14 protein-coding genes are annotated in these 18,720 nt (G+C 68.5%); 13 read left to right on the forward strand and 1 reads right to left on the reverse strand.

The window, feature by feature from the left end; all coding sequences use genetic code 11:
* Positions 1 to 191: 191 nt before the first annotated feature.
* Positions 192 to 2,612 carry a penicillin-binding protein 1A gene (locus tag ACVOMM_RS17895; protein ID WP_481526584.1) on the reverse strand — a complete coding sequence of 807 codons (2,421 nt, stop codon included), beginning with the start codon at positions 2,610 to 2,612 and terminating at the stop codon, positions 192 to 194.
* A gap of 219 nt (positions 2,613 to 2,831) precedes the next feature.
* On the opposite strand from ACVOMM_RS17895, the gene ACVOMM_RS17900 reads away from it, so the two are divergent.
* The 13 genes from ACVOMM_RS17900 (at position 2,832) to tkt (ending at position 18,557) form a co-directional block, all read left to right on the forward strand.
* Positions 2,832 to 3,890, forward strand: coding sequence for a pilus assembly protein PilM (locus ACVOMM_RS17900; protein ID WP_053518451.1), 1,059 nt, complete (start codon positions 2,832 to 2,834; stop codon positions 3,888 to 3,890).
* The gene (locus ACVOMM_RS17905) at positions 3,890 to 4,726 is read left to right on the forward strand and encodes a PilN domain-containing protein (RefSeq protein WP_180875903.1); all 837 of its coding nucleotides are present in this window, start codon (positions 3,890 to 3,892) and stop codon (positions 4,724 to 4,726) included. The genes ACVOMM_RS17900 and ACVOMM_RS17905 overlap by 1 nt, the downstream gene beginning before the upstream one ends.
* A complete protein-coding gene (locus tag ACVOMM_RS17910; protein WP_180875904.1) occupies positions 4,723 to 5,379 on the forward strand; it encodes a type IV pilus inner membrane component PilO in 657 nt (218 codons plus the stop codon). Before ACVOMM_RS17905 ends, ACVOMM_RS17910 begins: the two co-directional genes overlap by 4 nt.
* Positions 5,379 to 5,912, forward strand: coding sequence for a pilus assembly protein PilP (locus ACVOMM_RS17915; RefSeq protein WP_053518457.1), 534 nt, complete (start codon positions 5,379 to 5,381; stop codon positions 5,910 to 5,912). Before ACVOMM_RS17910 ends, ACVOMM_RS17915 begins: the two co-directional genes overlap by 1 nt.
* Positions 5,913 to 5,933: 21 nt before the next feature.
* On the forward strand, positions 5,934 to 7,904 hold the full coding sequence (locus tag ACVOMM_RS17920; protein ID WP_053518459.1) for a type IV pilus secretin PilQ: 1,971 nt from the start codon (positions 5,934 to 5,936) through the stop codon (positions 7,902 to 7,904).
* A gap of 172 nt (positions 7,905 to 8,076) precedes the next feature.
* A complete protein-coding gene (locus ACVOMM_RS17925) occupies positions 8,077 to 9,102 on the forward strand; it encodes an AAA family ATPase (protein WP_180875905.1) in 1,026 nt (341 codons plus the stop codon).
* Between the two features lie 8 nt (positions 9,103 to 9,110).
* Positions 9,111 to 10,040, forward strand: coding sequence for a DUF58 domain-containing protein (locus ACVOMM_RS17930; protein ID WP_053518463.1), 930 nt, complete (start codon positions 9,111 to 9,113; stop codon positions 10,038 to 10,040).
* The gene (locus ACVOMM_RS17935) at positions 10,037 to 10,486 is read left to right on the forward strand and encodes a DUF4381 family protein (protein ID WP_481526585.1); all 450 of its coding nucleotides are present in this window, start codon (positions 10,037 to 10,039) and stop codon (positions 10,484 to 10,486) included. Before ACVOMM_RS17930 ends, ACVOMM_RS17935 begins: the two co-directional genes overlap by 4 nt.
* On the forward strand, positions 10,483 to 11,487 hold the full coding sequence (locus ACVOMM_RS17940; RefSeq protein ID WP_481526586.1) for a vWA domain-containing protein: 1,005 nt from the start codon (positions 10,483 to 10,485) through the stop codon (positions 11,485 to 11,487). Before ACVOMM_RS17935 ends, ACVOMM_RS17940 begins: the two co-directional genes overlap by 4 nt.
* Positions 11,484 to 13,289, forward strand: coding sequence for a tetratricopeptide repeat protein (locus ACVOMM_RS17945; protein ID WP_481526587.1), 1,806 nt, complete (start codon positions 11,484 to 11,486; stop codon positions 13,287 to 13,289). Before ACVOMM_RS17940 ends, ACVOMM_RS17945 begins: the two co-directional genes overlap by 4 nt.
* On the forward strand, positions 13,286 to 14,980 hold the full coding sequence (locus tag ACVOMM_RS17950) for a BatD family protein (protein ID WP_346480390.1): 1,695 nt from the start codon (positions 13,286 to 13,288) through the stop codon (positions 14,978 to 14,980). Before ACVOMM_RS17945 ends, ACVOMM_RS17950 begins: the two co-directional genes overlap by 4 nt.
* A 57-nt stretch (positions 14,981 to 15,037) precedes the next feature.
* Positions 15,038 to 16,357: a dicarboxylate/amino acid:cation symporter gene (locus tag ACVOMM_RS17955; RefSeq protein ID WP_053518469.1), complete on the forward strand. Its 1,320-nt coding sequence runs from the start codon at positions 15,038 to 15,040 to the stop codon at positions 16,355 to 16,357.
* Between the two features lie 202 nt (positions 16,358 to 16,559).
* Complete coding sequence (gene tkt / locus ACVOMM_RS17960) at positions 16,560 to 18,557, forward strand: transketolase (RefSeq protein ID WP_065181670.1); 1,998 nt, start codon at positions 16,560 to 16,562, stop codon at positions 18,555 to 18,557.
* Positions 18,558 to 18,720: the final 163 nt, after the last annotated feature.

The following is an 18,720-nucleotide window of genomic DNA, read 5'->3' on the forward strand; positions in this document are numbered from 1 at the left end:
GCAGGATTACGTGGTCATCCCGTTCCGGCGGCCGGACGAACCGCGCGGCTGAGGTGGGATGGGTCCCGGGCGGGGGCCCCCGGGGGGGGGGGAACGCCGGCCCGGGGGGGGGGGGGGCGGGCCCCCGGGGGGGGGGGGGGGGCGGCCGCGGGGGCCGGGGGGGGGGCCCAGGGTGACGCCCGCGGCGCGCGTCAGAAGATATCGAACGCAGCCGCGTCGGCCTGCGGGGTATTGAGGTTGAGGTCGTAGTCCGTCAGGCGATCCATGTCCTCCACCTTGACCCACTCGGTCGCGCCGTTGAGCGTGGTCTGCACCATGCCGCCGGGCGGGTCGTTCTGCGCGATCGGCGTGTCCTTCAGCGCGGTGCGCATGTACTCGATCCAGATCGGCAGCGCTGCCTTGCCACCGTATTCGCGGTAACCCAGCGAACGGAAGTCATCGCGGCCCACCCACACGGTGGTCACATACGGGCCGCCGAAGCCGGAGAACCAGGCATCGCGGTGGTCGTTGGTGGAGCCGGTCTTGCCGCCCACGTCCTCGCGGCCGAGCACCTTGGCCTGGGTACCGGTACCGCGCTGGACCACATCGCGCATCATCGACACCAGCTGGTAGGCGGTGCGTGCATCGATCGCGCGCGGCGCGGTGCGCGCATCCGGGTTGACCGGTGCGGCAGCGGTTTCGGTGGTGGCCTGCGCCTTGGCGGCGGCCGGGTCCGGCGTGGGGGCCGGGGCACCGAAGTTGAAGCCGTCCACGACCTGGCTGACCGGCTGGTCGCTGCTGCCGGCACAGTCGCGGCAGGCCAGTGCCGGGTTTTCCTTGAACACCAGGTTGCCGTCGCGGTCGTTCACCTGATCGATCAGCCAGGTGTCCACGCGCGAGCCGCCGTTGGCGAACACGGCATAGCCACGGGCCACCGACAGCGGGGTCAGCGAGGCGGTGCCGAGCGACATCGACAGGTTCGGCGGCAGCTCCGATTCGGCGAAGCCGAACTCGCTGATGTACTTGCGGGCGTAGTCCACGCCCATGCCGTCGAGCAGGCGTACCGAGACCAGGTTGCGCGACTGCACCAGGGCTTCGCGCAGGCGCATCGGGCCGCGGAAGCCACCGCCATCGTTCTGCGGTGCCCAGGTCTTGCCGCGGCGGTCGCGGAACACGACCGGGGCATCAAGCACGATCGAAGCCGGGTTGTAACCCTTGTCGAACGCTGCGGCATAGACGAACGGCTTGAAGCTCGAACCGGGCTGGCGACGGGCCTGGGTGGCGCGGTTGAACTTGTTGCCGGAGAAGCTGAAACCGCCGACCAGCGCCTTCAGCGCACCGCTGTGGGCATCCAGCGAGACCAGCGCGGACTGACCGCGCGGGATCTGGTCCAGCAGCCACTCGCCCTCCTTGTCGCCGGCGCGCACACGCACGATGTCGCCGCGCTGCACCAGCTTGCCGGGGGTCTTGTTGGTCCACCGGGCGGCACCGGCCGGCAGCACGATCTCGCTGCGGTTGGCCAGCACCACCGTGGCGCTGCCATCGGCACCGGCGCTGGCAACGATCGCCGGCAGCAGGCCTGCCTGCGCCGGGATGCCGCGCAGATGTTCGGCCAGAGCTGCGGCATCGTCGTCGGCCCCCAGCTGCACCTGCTTCTCCACGCCGTGCCAGCCGTGGCGGTGGTCATACAGCAGCAGGCCGTCACGCACCGACAGGTTGGCCGCGGTCTGCAGGGTCGAATCGATGGTGGTGGTGACGTGGTATCCCTTGTTGACCACATCGCCGCCGAAGCGCGCGATCATCTCCTGGCGCACCAGTTCGGCCACGTAGGGCGCCTCGACCTGCACCGGCGGCTCATGCGCGGTGGCATGCATCGGCACGGCCTTGGCCGCATCGGCCTCGGCCTGGCTGACGAACTTCAGATCGGCCATGCGCTGCAGCACATAGTTGTCGCGGCGCTGGCGGGCGCGTTCCGGGTTGGAGATCGGGTTGCCGGAGGAGGGGAACTTCGGGATGCCGGCCAGCGAGGCCATCTCATCCAGGTCCAGCTCGGCCAGCTTCTTGCCGTAGTAGAACTCCGCTGCCGCGGCCACACCGTAGGCACGGTTGCCGAAGAAGCTCTTGTTCAGGTACAGCTCGAAGATCTCGTCCTTGCTCAGCTCGGACTCGATCTTGCGGGCCAGCAGGATCTCGGCCAGCTTGCGGGTGTAGCTGTACTCGGAACTGAGGAAGAACTGGCGGGCCACCTGCTGGGTGATGGTGGACCCGCCGGGCACGCGCTTGTCGTTGGTGGTGGCCAGCAGCCACACCGCGCGGGCGATGCCCTTGTAGTCCACGCCGCCATGTTCATAGAAGCGGGCGTCCTCGGTGGCCAGGAAAGCCTGCTTGAGCTTCTCCGGCACGTCCTTCATGGTGACCGGGGTGCGCCGGGTCTCGCCGAACACCGCCATCAGCTTGCCGTCGGCGGCATAGACGTACATCGGCTCCTGCATCTCCACGTCGCGCAGGGTCTGCACGTCGGGGAGCTTGGAGGACACAGCGTAGTAGAGACCGCCCACAGCGGCCGCACCGATCAGCGCCAGGACCAGGACAATCAGGAAGATCCAGCGCAGCCAGCGGCGGAGTCGAGTCATCGGGTTCAGATTCCGATTGCGAATTTCGTGGTCGCAGAGTATAGATTACGCAAGGTGGCGGCTGGGGTCGGCACCGGGGAGCGCAAGGGGAAACGCCAGGGGCTGCATCGTGAACCTGTGAGGGAATTCACAGCAGGGCGGTTGCCATTTGCTAAGAATACGTTATTAATGCGCGGTCGCAGTTCTTGCGTCCAAGTGCCCGTCGGCAGGGGAGAAACCGTGGGGCTCATCCCAAAAAGTCAGTCGCCGCTTATTGGCGTCGACATCAGTTCGACTGCGGTAAAGCTGTTGCAGCTTTCCCGCAGTGGCAATCGTTTCCGTGTGGAACATTACGCCGTGGAACCACTGCCGCCGAATGCGGTCGTGGAGAAGAACATCGTCGAGGTGGAGGCCGTGGGTGAGGCCATCCGCCGGGCGTTGAACCGTTCCGGCAGCAAGGCGAAGCAGGCCGCCGCCGCCGTGGCCGGCTCGGCCGTGATCACCAAGGTGATCCCGATGCCGGCCGAGCTCGACGAGAACGACATGGAAGCGCAGATCGAGCTGGAAGCGGTCAACTACATTCCCTATCCGATCGAGGAAGTGAACCTGGACTTCGAGGTGATCGGGGTGATCCCGAACAACCCGGAGATGGTCCAGGTGCTGCTGGCCGCGTCGCGGTCCGAGAATGTGGAACTGCGCCAGTCGGCGCTGGAACTCGGCGGCCTGCAGGCCAAGGTGATGGACGTGGAGGCCTTCGCGGTCGAGAACGCCTTCGCCCTGGTTGCCAGTGAGCTGCCGGTGTCCACCGACGGCGTGGTCGCGCTGGTCGACATCGGCGCCACGATGACCACCCTGAACGTCCTGCGCGGCGGGCGCAGCCTGTACAGCCGCGAACAGGTGTTCGGCGGCAAGCAGCTGACCGACGAGATCATGCGCCGCTACGGCCTGAGCTACGAGGAAGCCGGCCTGGCCAAGCGCCAGGGCGGGCTGCCGGAAAGCTACGAGATGGAAGTGCTGGAGCCGTTCAAGGAAGCCACGGTCCAGCAGATCAGCCGCCTGTTGCAGTTCTTCTACGCCGGCAGCGAATTCAATCGTGTCGATCATATCGTGCTGGCCGGAGGCTGCGCGGTTCTTGGGGGCCTGCCGGAAATGGTCGAGGAGCAGCTGGGTGTGCCGACCGTGGTCGCCAATCCGCTGGCGCAGATGACGCTGGGACCGAAGGTGAACGCGCATGCGCTGGCCCAGGATGCTCCCGCGCTGATGATCGCGACCGGTCTGGCGCTGAGGAGCTTCGACTGATGGCACGCATCAACCTGTTGCCCTGGCGCGCCGAACGGCGCAAGCAACGCCAGCGCGAGTTCTACGCAATGCTGGGCATGGCCGCCGTGGGTGGCCTGCTGCTGTCGCTGATGATCTGGTTCTACTACGACCGCCAGGTCAGCGGCCAGATGGACCGCAATGCCTACCTGCAGGCCGAGATCGACAAGGTCAAGGAGCAGAACAAGGAGATCGACCGCCTCGACGCGCAGAAGGAGCGGCTGCTGGCGCGCAAGAAGGTGATCGAGGAACTGCAGGCCAAGCGCTCGCAGATGGTCCACCTGTTCGACGCGCTGGTGCGCACCATTCCCGATGGCGTCGTGCTGACCGCCCTGAAGCAGGAAGGGGACACCCTTACCCTGGAAGGCCGCACCCAGTCCAACGCCCGCGTTTCGGCGTACATGCGCAACCTGGAGACGTCCGGCTGGATGGCCAGTCCGGAGCTGTCGATCATCGAGGCGCGTGAGCCGGACAAGGACAAGGACGGTCGCCCGGGCCCGGTATCGGACATCAAGGCGCTGCCGTATGTGTTCGTGGTCAAGGTGAAGCTGCCGGCGCAGAGCGAGGAGGCCACCGCGCCGCCGGGCCTGAATGCCGATGGCACCGTGGCACCGGCCGCAGCCGCCGAACCGGTCGCACCGCTGTCGGCCGCGCCCGAAGCCGCCGCGCCCGCCGCACCGGCCACCGCACCCGCACCCGCCACCACGCCGCCCCCGGCAACGGCCCCGCCGGCCGCTGCGCCGGCCAAGCCGGAGGGCAGCCGCCTGGCACAGCCGCCGCAGGCCTTCCACGCCCCGTTGCAGGGGGATCGCGCATGAGCCAGAAGATCGATCTCAAGAACCTGGATTTCAACGACATCGGCAACTGGCCGCAGAAGGCCAAGATCGTCTTCTGCGCGCTGCTGGCGCTGGTCATCATGTTCGTGGCGTGGATGCTGCTGATCAGTGGCAAGCGCGAGGAACTGGAGGGCCTGGAGCGGCAGGAGACCGAGCTGCGCACCGAGTTCACCAAGCAGCAGGAACGTGCGGTGAACCTGGCGCCGCTGAAGCAGCAGCTGGCACAGATGGAGCAGGTGCTGCAGCAGATGCTGCGGCAGCTGCCGAGCAGGACCGAAATGCCGGACCTGATCATCGACATCTCGCAGACCGCGTTGTCCAGCGGCCTGTCCAACGAGCTGTTCGAACCCGAGTCCGAGCAGATCAAGGAGTTCTACGCCGAGAAGCCGATCAAGCTGCGGATGGTGGGCAGCTACCACCAGTTCGGTGCGTTCGTCAGCGGCGTGGCTTCGTTGCCGCGGGTGGTCATCCTGACCATGCACGACATCAACCTCAAGCCCAAGGACAAGACCAGCGGCAACGTCCGCGCAGGTGCGCTGGAGCTGTCCGGCACGGTCAAGACCTACCGGTATCTGGACGAAGCCGAAGTGCAGGCGCAGCAGAGCGCTGACGCCGGCAAGGAGGGCGGGAAGTGATGCGCGCACAGATCGTACGCGGGTCGATGGTGCTGGCGGTCCTGCTGCTGGCCGGCTGTGGCCGCGGCGTGACCAGCACGCCGGGCGATGCGCCGAACCTGGAGAAGTGGGTGGAGGGCGAGCGTGCGCGACCGGCGCAGCCGCTGGAGCCGCTGCCGGTGATGCAGCAGTTCGAGACCTTCGAATACTCCGCGCAGGGCATGCGCGATCCGTTCACCGATGCCTGGACCAATCCGCAGCAGGGGAACGGCGGATTGCGACCGGACCCGAACCGGCGCAAGGAGCCCCTGGAGGGCTTCCCGCTGGACGCACTGGACATGGTCGGCACCATCGGCACCGGCGGCAGCACCGTCGCGCTGGTGATGGGGCCGGACAAGGTCACCTACCGGGTCCGCCCGGGCGGCTACCTGGGGCAGAGCGACGGGCGGGTCACCGCGGTCTTCGAGGACCGCGTTGAACTGATCGAACTGGTGCCGGATGGCGCGGGTGGTTGGCTGGAACGGCCAGCGACGCTCGCGCTGGAAGATCAATGATCGTTTACTGGGGATAGCACGATGACCTTTCACCAAGCCAAGGGGCTGCGTCCCATCCGGCGCTCTACCTTGAACCGTGTCAGCGCGCTGGGAGTCGCGCTGATGCTGGCCTGCGCTCCGGCGCTGGCCGCCGCACCGGCGGAGAAACCGGCCAGCACCGCGGTGGCCCCTTCGGCCCCGGCGACAACTGGCCTGTCGGTGTCCAAGATCGATTTCAAGCGCGGCGATGACGGCGTCGGCCGCCTGATCCTGCAGTTCGACGGCCAGGGCGCGATTCCCGACCTGCGCACGCAGGGCAGCAACGTCGTGGTCGACGTGGGCAACGCGCGCCTGCCGGCCAACCTGCAGAAGCCGATGAACGTGGTCGACTTTGCCACGCCCGTGCAGCGCATCGATGCCAAGCCATCGGGCGCCGGGACCCAGCTGGTGCTGAGCACGGCGGGTACGGTGGAGTCGCTGGCCTACCAGAGCGGCAACGAATACGTGGTCGAGATCAGTCCGCGACAGGCGCCCGCCGCCGTCGGTGCGGTCAACGCCGGTACGGTCACCCAGGCGGCGAAGGCCGTCGGCCAGCGTGGCTACTCGGGCAAGCCGGTCACCTTCAACTTCCAGGACGTGCCGGTGCGCACGGTGCTGCAGTTGATCGCCGAAGAATCCAACCTCAATGTCGTGGCGTCCGATTCGGTGCAGGGCAACGTGACCCTGCGCCTGGTCAACGTTCCGTGGGACCAGGCGCTGGACATCGTGCTGCGCGCGAAGGGCCTGGACAAGCGTCGCGATGGCAGCGTGATCTGGGTCGCGCCGCAGGCCGAGCTGGCCAAGTTCGAGCAGGAGAAGGAAGACGCCCGCATCGCCATCGAGAACCGCGAAGACCTGGTGACCGATTACGTGCAGATCAACTACCACAGCGCCACGCAGATCTTCAAAGCGCTGACCGAGGCCAAGGGCATCGGCGGCGGTGGTGGTGGTGGAAGTGGCGGTTCCTCGTCGCAGGAGGAAAGCGGGTTCCTGTCCACGCGCGGCCGCATCGTTGCCGACGAGCGCACCAACACGCTGATGATCAGCGACATCCCCAAGAAGATCGCACGCATGCGCGAACTGATCGGGGTGATCGATCGTCCAGTGGACCAGGTGCTGATCGAAAGCCGCATCGTGATCGCCACCGACACCTTCGCCCGCGAACTGGGTGCGAAGTTCGGCATCAGCGGCAGCCGCGACAATGTCTACTTCAGCGGCAGCCTCGACGCCAACGCCAAGACCCGCAAATCGCAGGTCGATACCGCGCTGGAAAATGCCAAGGCCGTGCGTGAGTGGCAGGCCGGTGGCAGTGTCGGTCCGGCACCGGTGCCGACCGGCTCGACCATCGAGCGTGGCCTGAACTGGAACCTGCCGGTGGCCCTGGCCAACAACCCGGGTTCGCTGGCGCTGTCGATCCTCAACGCGGGCTACCTGCTGGATGTCGAGTTGTCGGCCATGCAGGAGGAATCGCGTGGCGAAGTGATCTCCAATCCGCGCGTGGTCACCACCAACCAGCGCGAGGCGATGATCAAGCAGGGCAAGGAGATCGGCTACGTCACCATCAGCGGTACCGGTGCCGCCGGGGGCGCGGGTTCGACGCCGAACGTGCAGTTCAAGGAAGTCGTGCTGGAGCTGCGGGTGACCCCGACGATCACCAATGACAACCGCGTGTTCCTGAACATGCAGGTCAAGAAGGATGAAGTCGATCGCCTGATCGAACTGCAGGGCTACGGTACGGTGCCGTCGATCAACCGCCGCGAAGTCAATACCGCGGTGCTGGTCGAGGACGGCCAGACCGTGGTGATCGGCGGTGTGTACGAGTTCACCGATCGCAACAGCATCAGCAAGGTGCCGTTCCTGGGCGATGTGCCGTTCCTGGGCAATCTGTTCAAGAAGCGCGGTCGCAACAAGGACAAGGCCGAGCTGCTGGTGTTCGTGACGCCGAAGGTGCTGCGCGTGGCCAAGCAGAACTGATCCACCGCCTGCAGCAGGTGCGAAACGGGGCCGCCATGTGCGGCCCCGTCTGCGTTGCGGCCATGCAGCCACGCAGGGCGTGGACGCTGTTCAGCGTCTCTTGATGCCATCGCCGGGGCACCCTGCGATGATGTCGGGAACCCGTGCCGTCCTGTGCCGGTCAAAGGCCCTCATGAACCTGCCCCCGCCGATGCCCGAATCTGCAATGCCGGCTGCCACGCCGGCCACGTCCCGCCTGCACGCGGCGTTCAACACGTTGCGCGAGGCGCTGTCGGCCGAGATCGTCGGCCAGGCCGCCCTGGTCGAGCGCCTGCTGATCGCGCTGCTGGCCGATGGCCATCTGCTCGTGGAGGGCGCGCCCGGGTTGGCCAAGACCACCGCCATCCGCGCCCTGGCAGCGCGCCTGGAGGCCGATTTCGCGCGCGTGCAGTTCACCCCGGACCTGTTGCCTGCCGATCTGACCGGTACCGAGATCTGGCGCCCGCAGGAAGGCCGTTTCGAATTCGTGCCGGGCCCGATCTTCCATCCGATCCTGCTGGCCGATGAAATCAATCGTGCACCGGCCAAGGTGCAGTCGGCGCTGCTGGAAGCGATGGGCGAGCGCCAGGTCACCGTGGGTCGCCACACCTATGCGTTGCCCTCGTTGTTCCTGGTGATGGCCACGCAGAACCCGATCGAGCAGGAGGGCACGTTCCCGTTGCCCGAAGCGCAGCTGGACCGCTTCCTGATGCATGTGCGCATCGGGTATCCGGACCAGACGGCCGAGGCGGAAATCCTGCGGCTGGCGCGCGAACGTGCGCGCGGCGCGCTGGGTGAAGCCCCGGCGGCCCCGGAGAAAATGCCGATGCAGGATGTCTTCCAGGCGCGTCGCCAGGTACTGGACCTGCACATGGCACCGGCCCTGGAACGCTACCTGGTGGAGCTGGTGCTGGCCTCCCGCGATCCGGCCCGCTACGACCCCGCGCTGGGCCGTCGCATCGCGTGGGGCGCAAGCCCGCGCGGTTCGATCGCGCTGGAGCGTTGCGCGCGTGCGCGCGCATGGTTGGCCGGCCGTGACTTCGTCACCCCTGATGACGTGCGTGCGGTGGCTGCGGACGTGCTGCGCCACCGCGTGCTGCCGAGCTACGAGGCGACCGCCGAAGGCTGGGATGGCGAACGGCTGGTGCAGGAACTGCTGGCCCGGGTGCCGGCACCCTGAGCCTGCGCATGACCGATACATCCCAGGAGCATGGAGTGTCCGCCAGCGAAGGCGATGGACTGCGCCCGCAGCTGGCCGAGCTGGTGGCGCTGCGCCGTCTGGCCCAGCGTCCGCCGCCGCCCCGTCGCGGCCGCGCCGGCAATGCGGGGCAGGCACCGTCGCCGCTGCGCGGGCGCGGCATGGAGTACGCGGAATCGCGCGAGTACGTCGCCGGTGACGATGCCCGTCATATCGACTGGCGCGTGACCGCGCGCACCGGTCGTGCCCATACCAAGCTGTTCCAGGCCGAACGCGAACGGGTCAGTCTGATCGTGGCCGATACCTCACCCGCGCTGTACTTCGGCACCCGCGTGCGTTTCAAGTCGGTGCAGGCTGCGCGTGCCGGTGCAGTCGCCGCCTGGTCGGCGCAGCGCCGCGGCGACCGCATCGGTGCGCTGCGCGGCAGTGACCGCGAAGCGCCGGTAGCGCCAGCCGGCGGACCACGTGGCGTGCTGCGCGTGCTCGACGCGCTGACGCGCTGGTATGCGCAACCTCCGGCCGATGATCTGGGTCTGGAGCGCGCGCTGGACCACGCGGCGCGCGTTCTGCGTCCGGGTGCACGGCTGCTGGTGCTGGCCGACCCGCAGCAGGCCATCCGCATTGCGCCGGCGCGATGGGGAGCGCTGGCCCAGCATCACGACCTCAGCCTGGTGCTGCTGGTCGATCCGCTGGAGCTGCAGCCACCGTCGGCGCCCCTGCAGTTCCTTGCCGCCCAGCAGCGCATCGGACTGGACCTGCGCCGCGGCGACGTGCAGGCGCAGTGGCATGCGCATTTCGTTGAACCGCTGCAGGAACTGCAGCGCCAGCTGGGGGCACGCCGCATCGATGTGCAGGTACTGAGCAGTGATGCGGCCAGCGATGCCTGGCTGGCGCCGGCGCCTACCGAGGTACCCGCATGAGCGCAGCGCTGCCCCTGCGCGATGTGCAGCTGCCACCGGCACCGTCGTGGTGGCCACCGGCCCCCGGCTATCTGATGATCGGGGCGGTTCTGCTGCTGGCGCTGCTGATCCTCGCCCTGCTGTGGTGGCGTCGCCGTCGGCATCAGCAGCGCTGGTTGCAGGCGTTTGATCGCGAGCTGGCGGGCGCGACCGATGCCGCCGCTGAGGTGGCGGCCATTGCGGGCCTGCTGCGCCGTGCCGCGCGTCAGGCACGGCCGGGCAGCGAAGCGTTGCATGACCACGCCTGGTGGCAGCGGGTGGATCCGCAGGCGACGTTGCCGGCGGCGCAGCGCGATCTGCTTGCCGAGGGCGCGTACCGGCCGCAGGTGGATGCGGCCGATGTCGCAGTGCTGCGCCGCTGGGCACGCGGACGTTACCTGGCGATGCTGCAGGAGCGGCGCCGATGAGTGCGCTGGCGAGTTACTGGCCCTGGCCGGACCTGCAGCTGGCCTGGCCATTGGCGCTGTTGGCGGTGCCGTTGCCGTTGCTGATGCTGGCCTGGAAGCGCCGTGCCGCCCCCGGCGCTGCGCTGCGCGTGCCCTATGCCGCGACCGAACTGGAGGCCCTGGCCGGAGCAGGCCGTATCGATGCGCACAGGTGGCGTGCGCTGCTGCTGTGGCTGGGCTGGATCGCGCTGTGCGTGGCGCTGGCGCGGCCGCAGCAGTTGGGCGAGGCGATCACACCGCCGCTGCAGGGGCGCCAGATGATGCTGGCGATGGACGTGTCCGGCAGCATGGGCGAGGCCGACATGGTGCTCGGCGGTCAGGCCGTCGATCGGCTGACCGCCGCCAAGGCCGTGCTGGCCGACTTTCTTGACCGTCGTGCAGGCGATCGCATCGGCCTGCTGATCTTTGGTGATCGGGCCTATACGCTGACCCCGCTCACTGCCGACCTGGCCAGCGTCCGCGACCAGCTGCGCGACAGCGTGGTCGGCCTGGCCGGGCGCGAGACCGCCATCGGCGATGCCATCGGCCTTGCAGTCAAGCGCCTGCGCGGCCAGCCCGAGGGCCAGCGTGTGCTGATCCTGCTCACCGATGGCGTCAGCAATGCAGGCGTGCTGGAACCGCTGCGTGCGGCGGAGGTAGCGCGTGCCGAGGGCGTGCGCATCCACACCGTCGCCTTTGGCGGCGATGGCAGCATGCGCTTTCTCGGAATTCCGATTTCCGCCGACCAGGACCCGGTGGACGAGGCGACGCTCAGGCAGATCGCCCGGATGACCGGCGGCCAGTTCTTCCGCGCCCGCGACACTGCCGAGCTTGCAGGCATCTATGCCGAGCTGGACCGGCTGGAGCCCATCGCGGCGAAGGGGCCGGCCCTGCGCCCGCGCGATGAGCGTTATCCCTGGCCGCTGGGCGTGGCGCTGCTGCTCGGTGCGCTTGCGTGGGCATGGCCGGAGCGTCGTCGATGATCGCCCTGGCATCCCATCTGCCGGACTGGAACGCGCTGCATTTCCTGCGGCCTGACTGGCTGTGGGCGTTGGCCGCGCTGCCGTTGATCGTGGCCGTAGCGGTGTATCGACAGCGCCGCAGCGATGCATGGCGGCAGGCGGTCGATGCCCATCTGCTGCCCCATCTGCTGGCGTCGGGGCAGCGCCGTCGCATGCGCCTGCCGTGGCCGCAGCTGCTGGGCTGGACGCTGGCGTGCCTGGCCCTGGCCGGGCCCAGCTGGCGACAGCAGGCGCAGCCGATGTTCCAGGCCAGCGCACCGTTGCTGGTGGTGCTGGACCTGTCCAGCCGGATCACCGCCACCGACCTGCCGCCGTCGCGCCTGCTGCAGGCGCGGGCCAAGATCGGCACGTTGCTGCGCGCCCGCGAGGGTGGCCAGGTTGGGCTGATCGTCTATGCGGACGATGCCTATACCGTCGCTCCGTTGACCGAGGATGCCAGCAATGTCGCGCTCTATCTGGACGCGCTGTCGCCGGATGTCATGCCGCGCGATGGCCAGCGTGCCGATCGTGGCATCGATTGGGCGACACGGCTGATGCGGCAGACCGGCACGCCCCAGGGGCAGATCCTGGTGGTCACCGACCAGGCTGACGATGAGGCCGAACTCGCTGCTTCGCAGGCCCGCAGCCTGGGGCTGCAGGTGTCGGTGCTGGGTCTGGGAACTCCGGGCGGTGCCGCGTACCGCGACAGCAGCGGCCAGATCCGCCAGGCCGCGCTGGACGAAGGCCGCCTGCGCGCCGTGGCGACGGCCGGCGGCGGCCGCTATGTGCGGATCGCCGCCGATGAGCGCGACCTGCGCGCGCTGGGTGTGCTCGATGCCCGTGAGGGCACAGCGCTGCAGCGGCCGGGTACCGGTCACCAATGGCGCGACGAAGGCTTCTGGTTGCTGCCGCCGTTGATGCTGCTTGCGTTGCTGGCGTTCCGACGGCGTGCGCTGCTGGCTGCCGTGCTGGCGGTCGGCCTGTTGCCGTGGACGGACGGCGCGCAGGCGCAAGCGCAGGCACAGACGCGGCCGGTGCAGGGCACGCTGTGGAAGCGGGCGGACCAGGTGCAGCATCAGCGTCTGGCCGAAGGCGTACAGGCCTACCGCCAGGGTGACTTCGCACGTGCCCGGCAGCAGTTCGAAGGGCTCGACACCGCGGCCGGCTGGTACAACCTCGGCAATGTGCTGGCCCGCCAGGGCCAGTACGACGATGCCATAGCGGCCTACGATCGCGCACTGGCCCTGCACCCGGGGATGGCCGACGCGGTGGCCAACCGGGCTGTTGTGGATGCTGCACGCAAGCGCAAGCCGCCGGGTGGCCAGCGGCAGAACCCGGGACAGCAGAATCCGCCCCGGAAGCCGTCCTCGACGCCGCAGGATCAGCAGGGCCAGCCACAGCAGGGCCAGCCGTCGGGGCAGGGACAGCCGCAGGCGCCCTCGCAGCGCCCCCCGCCCTCAGACGCCGGCGCCCAGCCGCAACCGCGGCCCGGTGAGCGTGGTGATCAGGGACCGCCGTCACCGCCCCAGGCCGAGGACGCCCATGCGCAGGCCGAGGCCGACGCGCAGCAGCGACAGCGCATGCAGCAGGCCATCGAACAGGGGCGCGAGGGCCGGGAGAAGAGTGATCCGACCGTGGCGGGCGATGACGGCCGCACGCCGCGCCAGCGCGAGGAACAACAGGCGGTGGACGCCTGGATGCGGCGCGTGCCGGATGATCCGGGCGCGTTGCTGCGTGCCAAGTTCCAGCTGGAAAACGAACGCAGGAAGAGGGAAGGGCGATGAACATGCACGGCCTACGCCGGTGTGCGGCAATGCTGCTGCTGTGGCTGCCATTGATGGCCTGGGCAGAGCCGCGGGCATGGCTGGACCGCGATCGCATCGCGATGGGGGATACGGTCACCCTCAACGTGCAGAGTGATGCCGGTGCGCCGGACTTCACGCCGCTGCGCGGTGACTTCGATCTCAGTGGGCAGACCAGCAGCCGCCAGGTGGAGTGGAGCAACGGCAGCATGCAGCAACGCAGTCTGTATGGCGTGGCGCTGACACCGCGACGCAGTGGCGCGCTGACGATCCCGGCCCTGCAGGTGGGTGCTGCGCAGACCGCACCGCTGACGTTGCAGGTGGACGCCGCCGCCCCGGTCACCGCTGCCAACGGTGCGGCCATGGCGTTCATTCAGACCGATGTCGACGATGACACGCCCTACGTGCAGCAGAGCGTTGGCGTGGTCGTGCGCCTGTTCTTCGCCTCGCAGCTGGCCTCCGGCGAGCTCATCGTGGATACGCCCGCCGGTGCCTCGCTGCAGCGGGTGGGCGACGACCGCACCGACGTGAGGCAGGTCAATGGACGCCGCTACAACGTGGTCGAGCGCCGCTTCCTGCTGATTCCCGAGCGCAGCGGGACACTGCGCCTGGCCGGCGCGCGCTTCAACGGCCGCAGCGCAGGCGGCTTCTTCGATGACTTTTTCGGAGGGGGCGATGGCCGCATGAACGCCACCGGCGCCGACCGCACGCTGCAGGTGCAGGCACAGCCGGTGCAGGCGCCGCAGCCGTGGCTGCCGTTGCAGGGCCTGCAGTTGCGCTATACCAGCGCGCCGAGTACTGCGCGTACCGGCGAGGCCGCCACCATCGTGGTCGAAGCGATCGCCGAAGGTGCCACCCGTGCCCAGTTCACCGACCTTCCGGTTCCGGACCTCGGCACGGCGGCGCAGGTGTTCGCCGAACCGGCGCAGTACGAAGAGACCTTCAATGGCAGCACCCCGCGGTTGAAGATCACCCGTCGTTACTCCGTCGTGCCCCGCCAGCCGGGTCCGCTGCAGGTGCCGGGGCCGAGGGTGTCATGGTGGAACGTGCGCGACGGCAGCGCGCAGCAGGCACGACTGCCGGACCTGGCACTGACGGTCAGCGCCGGTACGGGCACTGCCGCGCCCGCCCCGCCGCCGCCGATCGACACCGATGCAGCGCTGCCCGACGACGACACGCGCATTGCGGCCACCGATCCGATCGCCTCGGGGACGCCGAGCCAGCCCTGGCCCTGGATTGCCGCGGTGATCGGCCTGGCGCTGCTGTGGCTGCTGACCCTGCTGTGGGGCTGGCAGCGCGGACGCGGTGGGCCGTCCATGCGCGGTGCCACTCGCCCGCCGGGGCCGCCGTCCGGGCCGGAAGCCAGCGAAGGACGCGGCAGCGTCGCCGAACTGCGCCGGGTGCTGGACGGCGAGGGCTTCGACCAGGTCGAAGCGCAGCTGTGCGCGATGGCAGGTGTACCGCGGCTGGAGCAGGTCATCGCCAGGCTGGGTGATCCGATCCAGCGCCGAGTGCTGCAGGACCTCCAGCAGGTGCGATGGGGCGGGCAGGGAGAGCCGGCACCACTGCGTGTGCGGTTGCGCGAGGCCTTCCGTGACGGACCACACTGGTCGGGGACCGCCCGCGGCACCGACACTGGGCTGGCGCCGCTGTATCCGCAGCGCCGAACCTGAACCGGCGCCGCTTGCGCGCTTTGTTAGAGTGCATTCATTTTTCGAGGAAACCTGCGTATGACAGCAGCTGCCGCCGGCAAGAAGACGTTGCCCCTGCACTGGAAGATGGGCATCGGCTTCGCGATCGGCCTGATCCTGGGACTGACCGTGCACGCCCTGGGTGGCAGCGTCGATGGTCTGCAGACCGGTGCCAAGTGGGTCATGGACTACATCACCACGCCTGCATCGGGGCTGTTCCTCAACCTGATCTTCATGCTGATCGTGCCGTTGATCTTCTCGGCGCTGATCATGGGCGTGTCGGAGATGGGCGACATCCGCGCCCTCGGCCGCATCGGCTGGAAGACGCTGGCCTATACCGTGCTGCTGTCCGGCATCGCCGTGGCCATCGGCCTGGTGCTGGTCAACCTGCTCAAGCCCGGCGTCGGCGTCGATCCGCAGACCGCCGCGCTGATGCTCTCGGAGAACGCCGAGCGCAGCAAGGAGATCGTCGCCGGCATCCATGGCACGCCGAAGGGCATGGACATGCTGCTGTCGATCGTGCCGAGCAACGTGCTGCAGGCGGCCTCCGACAACGGCGCGATCCTCTCGCTGATGTTCTTCGCGCTGATGTTCGGCATCGGCATGGTGCTGACCGATGACGAGAAGGTCGCCCCGCTGCGCCGCGCCATCGAAGGCGTGTTCGAAATCTCGATGACCCTGATCAACCTGGTCATCCGCCTGGCACCGTATGCGGTGGCCTGCTTCATGTTCAACCTGGCCGCGCTGTTCGGTTTCGAGCTGATCATCCGCCTGGGCGCCTACGTGGGCGTGGTGGTGCTGGCACTGGGCCTGCACATGGTGGTGACCTACGGCGCCGCCGTGTGGCTGTCGGGCCGTTCGCCGCTGTCGTTCTTCCGCGATACCCAGGAAGCGACGGTGATGGCCTTCTCCACCGCCTCCAGCAACGCCACCCTGCCGACCGCGCTGCGCGTGGCCGACCAGATGGGCCTGCCGCAGCGCGTGTCCCGCTTCGTGCTGACCGTGGGCGCCACCGCCAACCAGAACGGCACGGCGCTGTTCGAGGGCGTGACGGTGATCTTCCTGGCCCAGTTCTTCGGCGTGGACCTGAGCATCGGCCAGCAGATCATGGTGATGGCGGTGTGCATCCTGGGGGGCATCGGTACCGCGGGCGTGCCGTCGGGTTCGCTGCCGGTGGTGGCGATGATCTGCGCCATGGTGGGGGTCAACCCGCTGGGGATCGGCCTGATCCTGGGCGTGAACCATTTCCTGGACATGTGCCGCACGGCGCTGAACGTGACCGGCGATCTGGCGCTGACCACCCTGGTGGCCAAGGGCGAGGGCCACGACGGCCCGGCGCTGGTTCCCGACCGCGACTGAGTCCTGGCGACCTGATCGGGGTCGGATTCCTTTCCGCACGGAAAGGGCTCCGACCCCTTTTCACATGCGGAATCCGGCGGAGATCACGACGTTGCCGGCCAGCGCCCGCACGACCGGGCAAGTGGAACTGACCCCCACCCGGTGACTATGGGACAATAGGTCGCCCGCACGTCCGCGGCCGCCTCCCGATTCCGACAGAACCATGACGCAGCCTACCCGTCGCCAGTTGGCCAACGCCATCCGCTTCCTTGCCGCCGATGCGGTTGAAACCGCAAAGTCCGGCCACCCCGGCATGCCCATGGGCATGGCCGACATCGCCGAAGTGCTCTGGAACGACTACCTTCGCCACAACCCGAGCAATCCGCACTGGTTCAACCGCGACCGTTTCGTGCTGTCCAACGGCCACGGCTCGATGCTGCAGTACGCGCTGCTGCACCTGAGCGGTTACGACCTGCCGATCGAGCAGCTCAAGCTGTTCCGCCAGCTTGGCAGCCACACCGCCGGTCACCCGGAGCGCCATGAAACCCCCGGCGTGGAAACCACCACCGGCCCGCTGGGCCAGGGTTTCGCCAATGCCGTGGGCTTCGCCCTGGCCGAGAAGCTGCTGGCGCAGCGCTTCAACCGTCCGGAACTGGAGGTCGTCGACCATCGCACCTGGGTGTTCATGGGCGATGGCTGCCTGATGGAAGGCGTCTCGCATGAAGCCGCGTCGCTGGCCGGCACCTGGGGCCTGCACAAGCTGGTCTGCTTCTGGGACAACAACCACATCTCCATCGATGGCAACGTCGAAGGCTGGTTCACCGACAACACGCCGGAGCGTTTCGAGGCCTATGGCTGGAACGTGGTCCGCGATGTCGATGGTCACGACCCGGAGAGCATCAAGGCCGGCATCGAGGCCGCGCTGTCGCAGAGCGACAAGCCGACCCTGATCTGCTGCCGCACCACGATCGGCTTTGGTTCGCCGAACAAGGCCGGCAAGGAATCCAGCCACGGTGCCCCGCTGGGCAAGGACGAGCTGGAAGCCACCCGCAAGCAGCTGGGCTGGGAGTACGGCCCGTTTGAAATCCCGCAGGCCATCTACGACGGCTGGCGCGCCAACGGTGCCGGCACCCTGCGCCAGGCCGAATGGGAACAGCTGTTCGACAAGTATGCGGGCCAGTATCCGGCCGAAGCCGCTGAACTGACCCGTCGTTCGCACGGCGAACTGCCGGCCGACTTCGTTGCCCAGGCCGACGCGTACATCGCCAAGGTCGCGGCTGAAGGCCCGACGATCGCCTCGCGCAAGGCCTCGCAGCTGGCCATCGAGGCCTTCGCGCCGCTGCTGCCGGAAATCGTCGGCGGCTCGGCCGACCTGGCGCACTCCAACCTGACCCTGTGGAAGGGCAGCACCTCGGTCGCCAGCGACGACGCCAACGCCAACTACGTGTACTACGGCGTGCGCGAGTTCGGCATGACCGCGATCGCCAACGGCCTGGCGCTGCATGGCGGCTTCATTCCGTTCGATGCCACCTTCCTGGTGTTCAGCGATTACGCCCGCAACGGCGTTCGCATGAGCGCGCTGATCCCGGCCCATGCCATCCACGTCTACACCCACGATTCGATTGGCCTGGGCGAAGACGGTCCGACCCACCAGCCGGTGGAGCATCTGGCCTCGCTGCGCTACATCCCGAACAACGACGTGTGGCGCCCGTGCGATGCCGTCGAGTCGGCGGTGAGCTGGAAGGCGGCGATCACCCGCCAGGACGGCCCGAGCTGCCTGGTGTTCAGCCGTCAGAACCTGCCGCACCAGCCACGGAGCGCCGAGCAGATCGCGCAGATCGAGCGTGGCGGCTACGTGCTGGCCGACGCCGCCGGTACCCCGGACGTGATCCTGATCGCCACCGGTTCGGAAGTCTCGCTGGCCACGGAAGCGAAAGCCCAGCTGGACGCGGCCGGCCTCAAGACCCGCGTGGTCTCGATGCCGTCCACCGATGTGTTCCTGCGCCAGGATGCGGCATATCGTGAATCGGTGCTGCCGAACGCCGTGCGCAAGCGCGTGGCGGTGGAAGCCGGCGTCACTGGTTTCTGGCGCCAGTTCGTCGGCCTGGACGGTGCGGTGATCGGTATCGACACCTTCGGTGCCTCGGCCCCGGCCGACCAGCTGTACAAGCACTTCGGCATCACCGCCGCGCACGTGGTGGACGCCGCCAAGGCGCTGTAAGCAGCATCGCGATGTGATGCAGGGAAGGCCGGCGCAAGCCGGCCTTCCCTTTTGGGCTGGCGCCGGGGGGCGGCCCCCCGGGGGGGGGGGGGCGCCCCGCGGGGGCCCCGGCCCACCCCGCGGGGCGGGGGGGGGGCCCCCCCCCCCCCCCCCCCCCCCCGCC

This window comes from Stenotrophomonas sp. STEN009 (assembly GCF_056760395.1).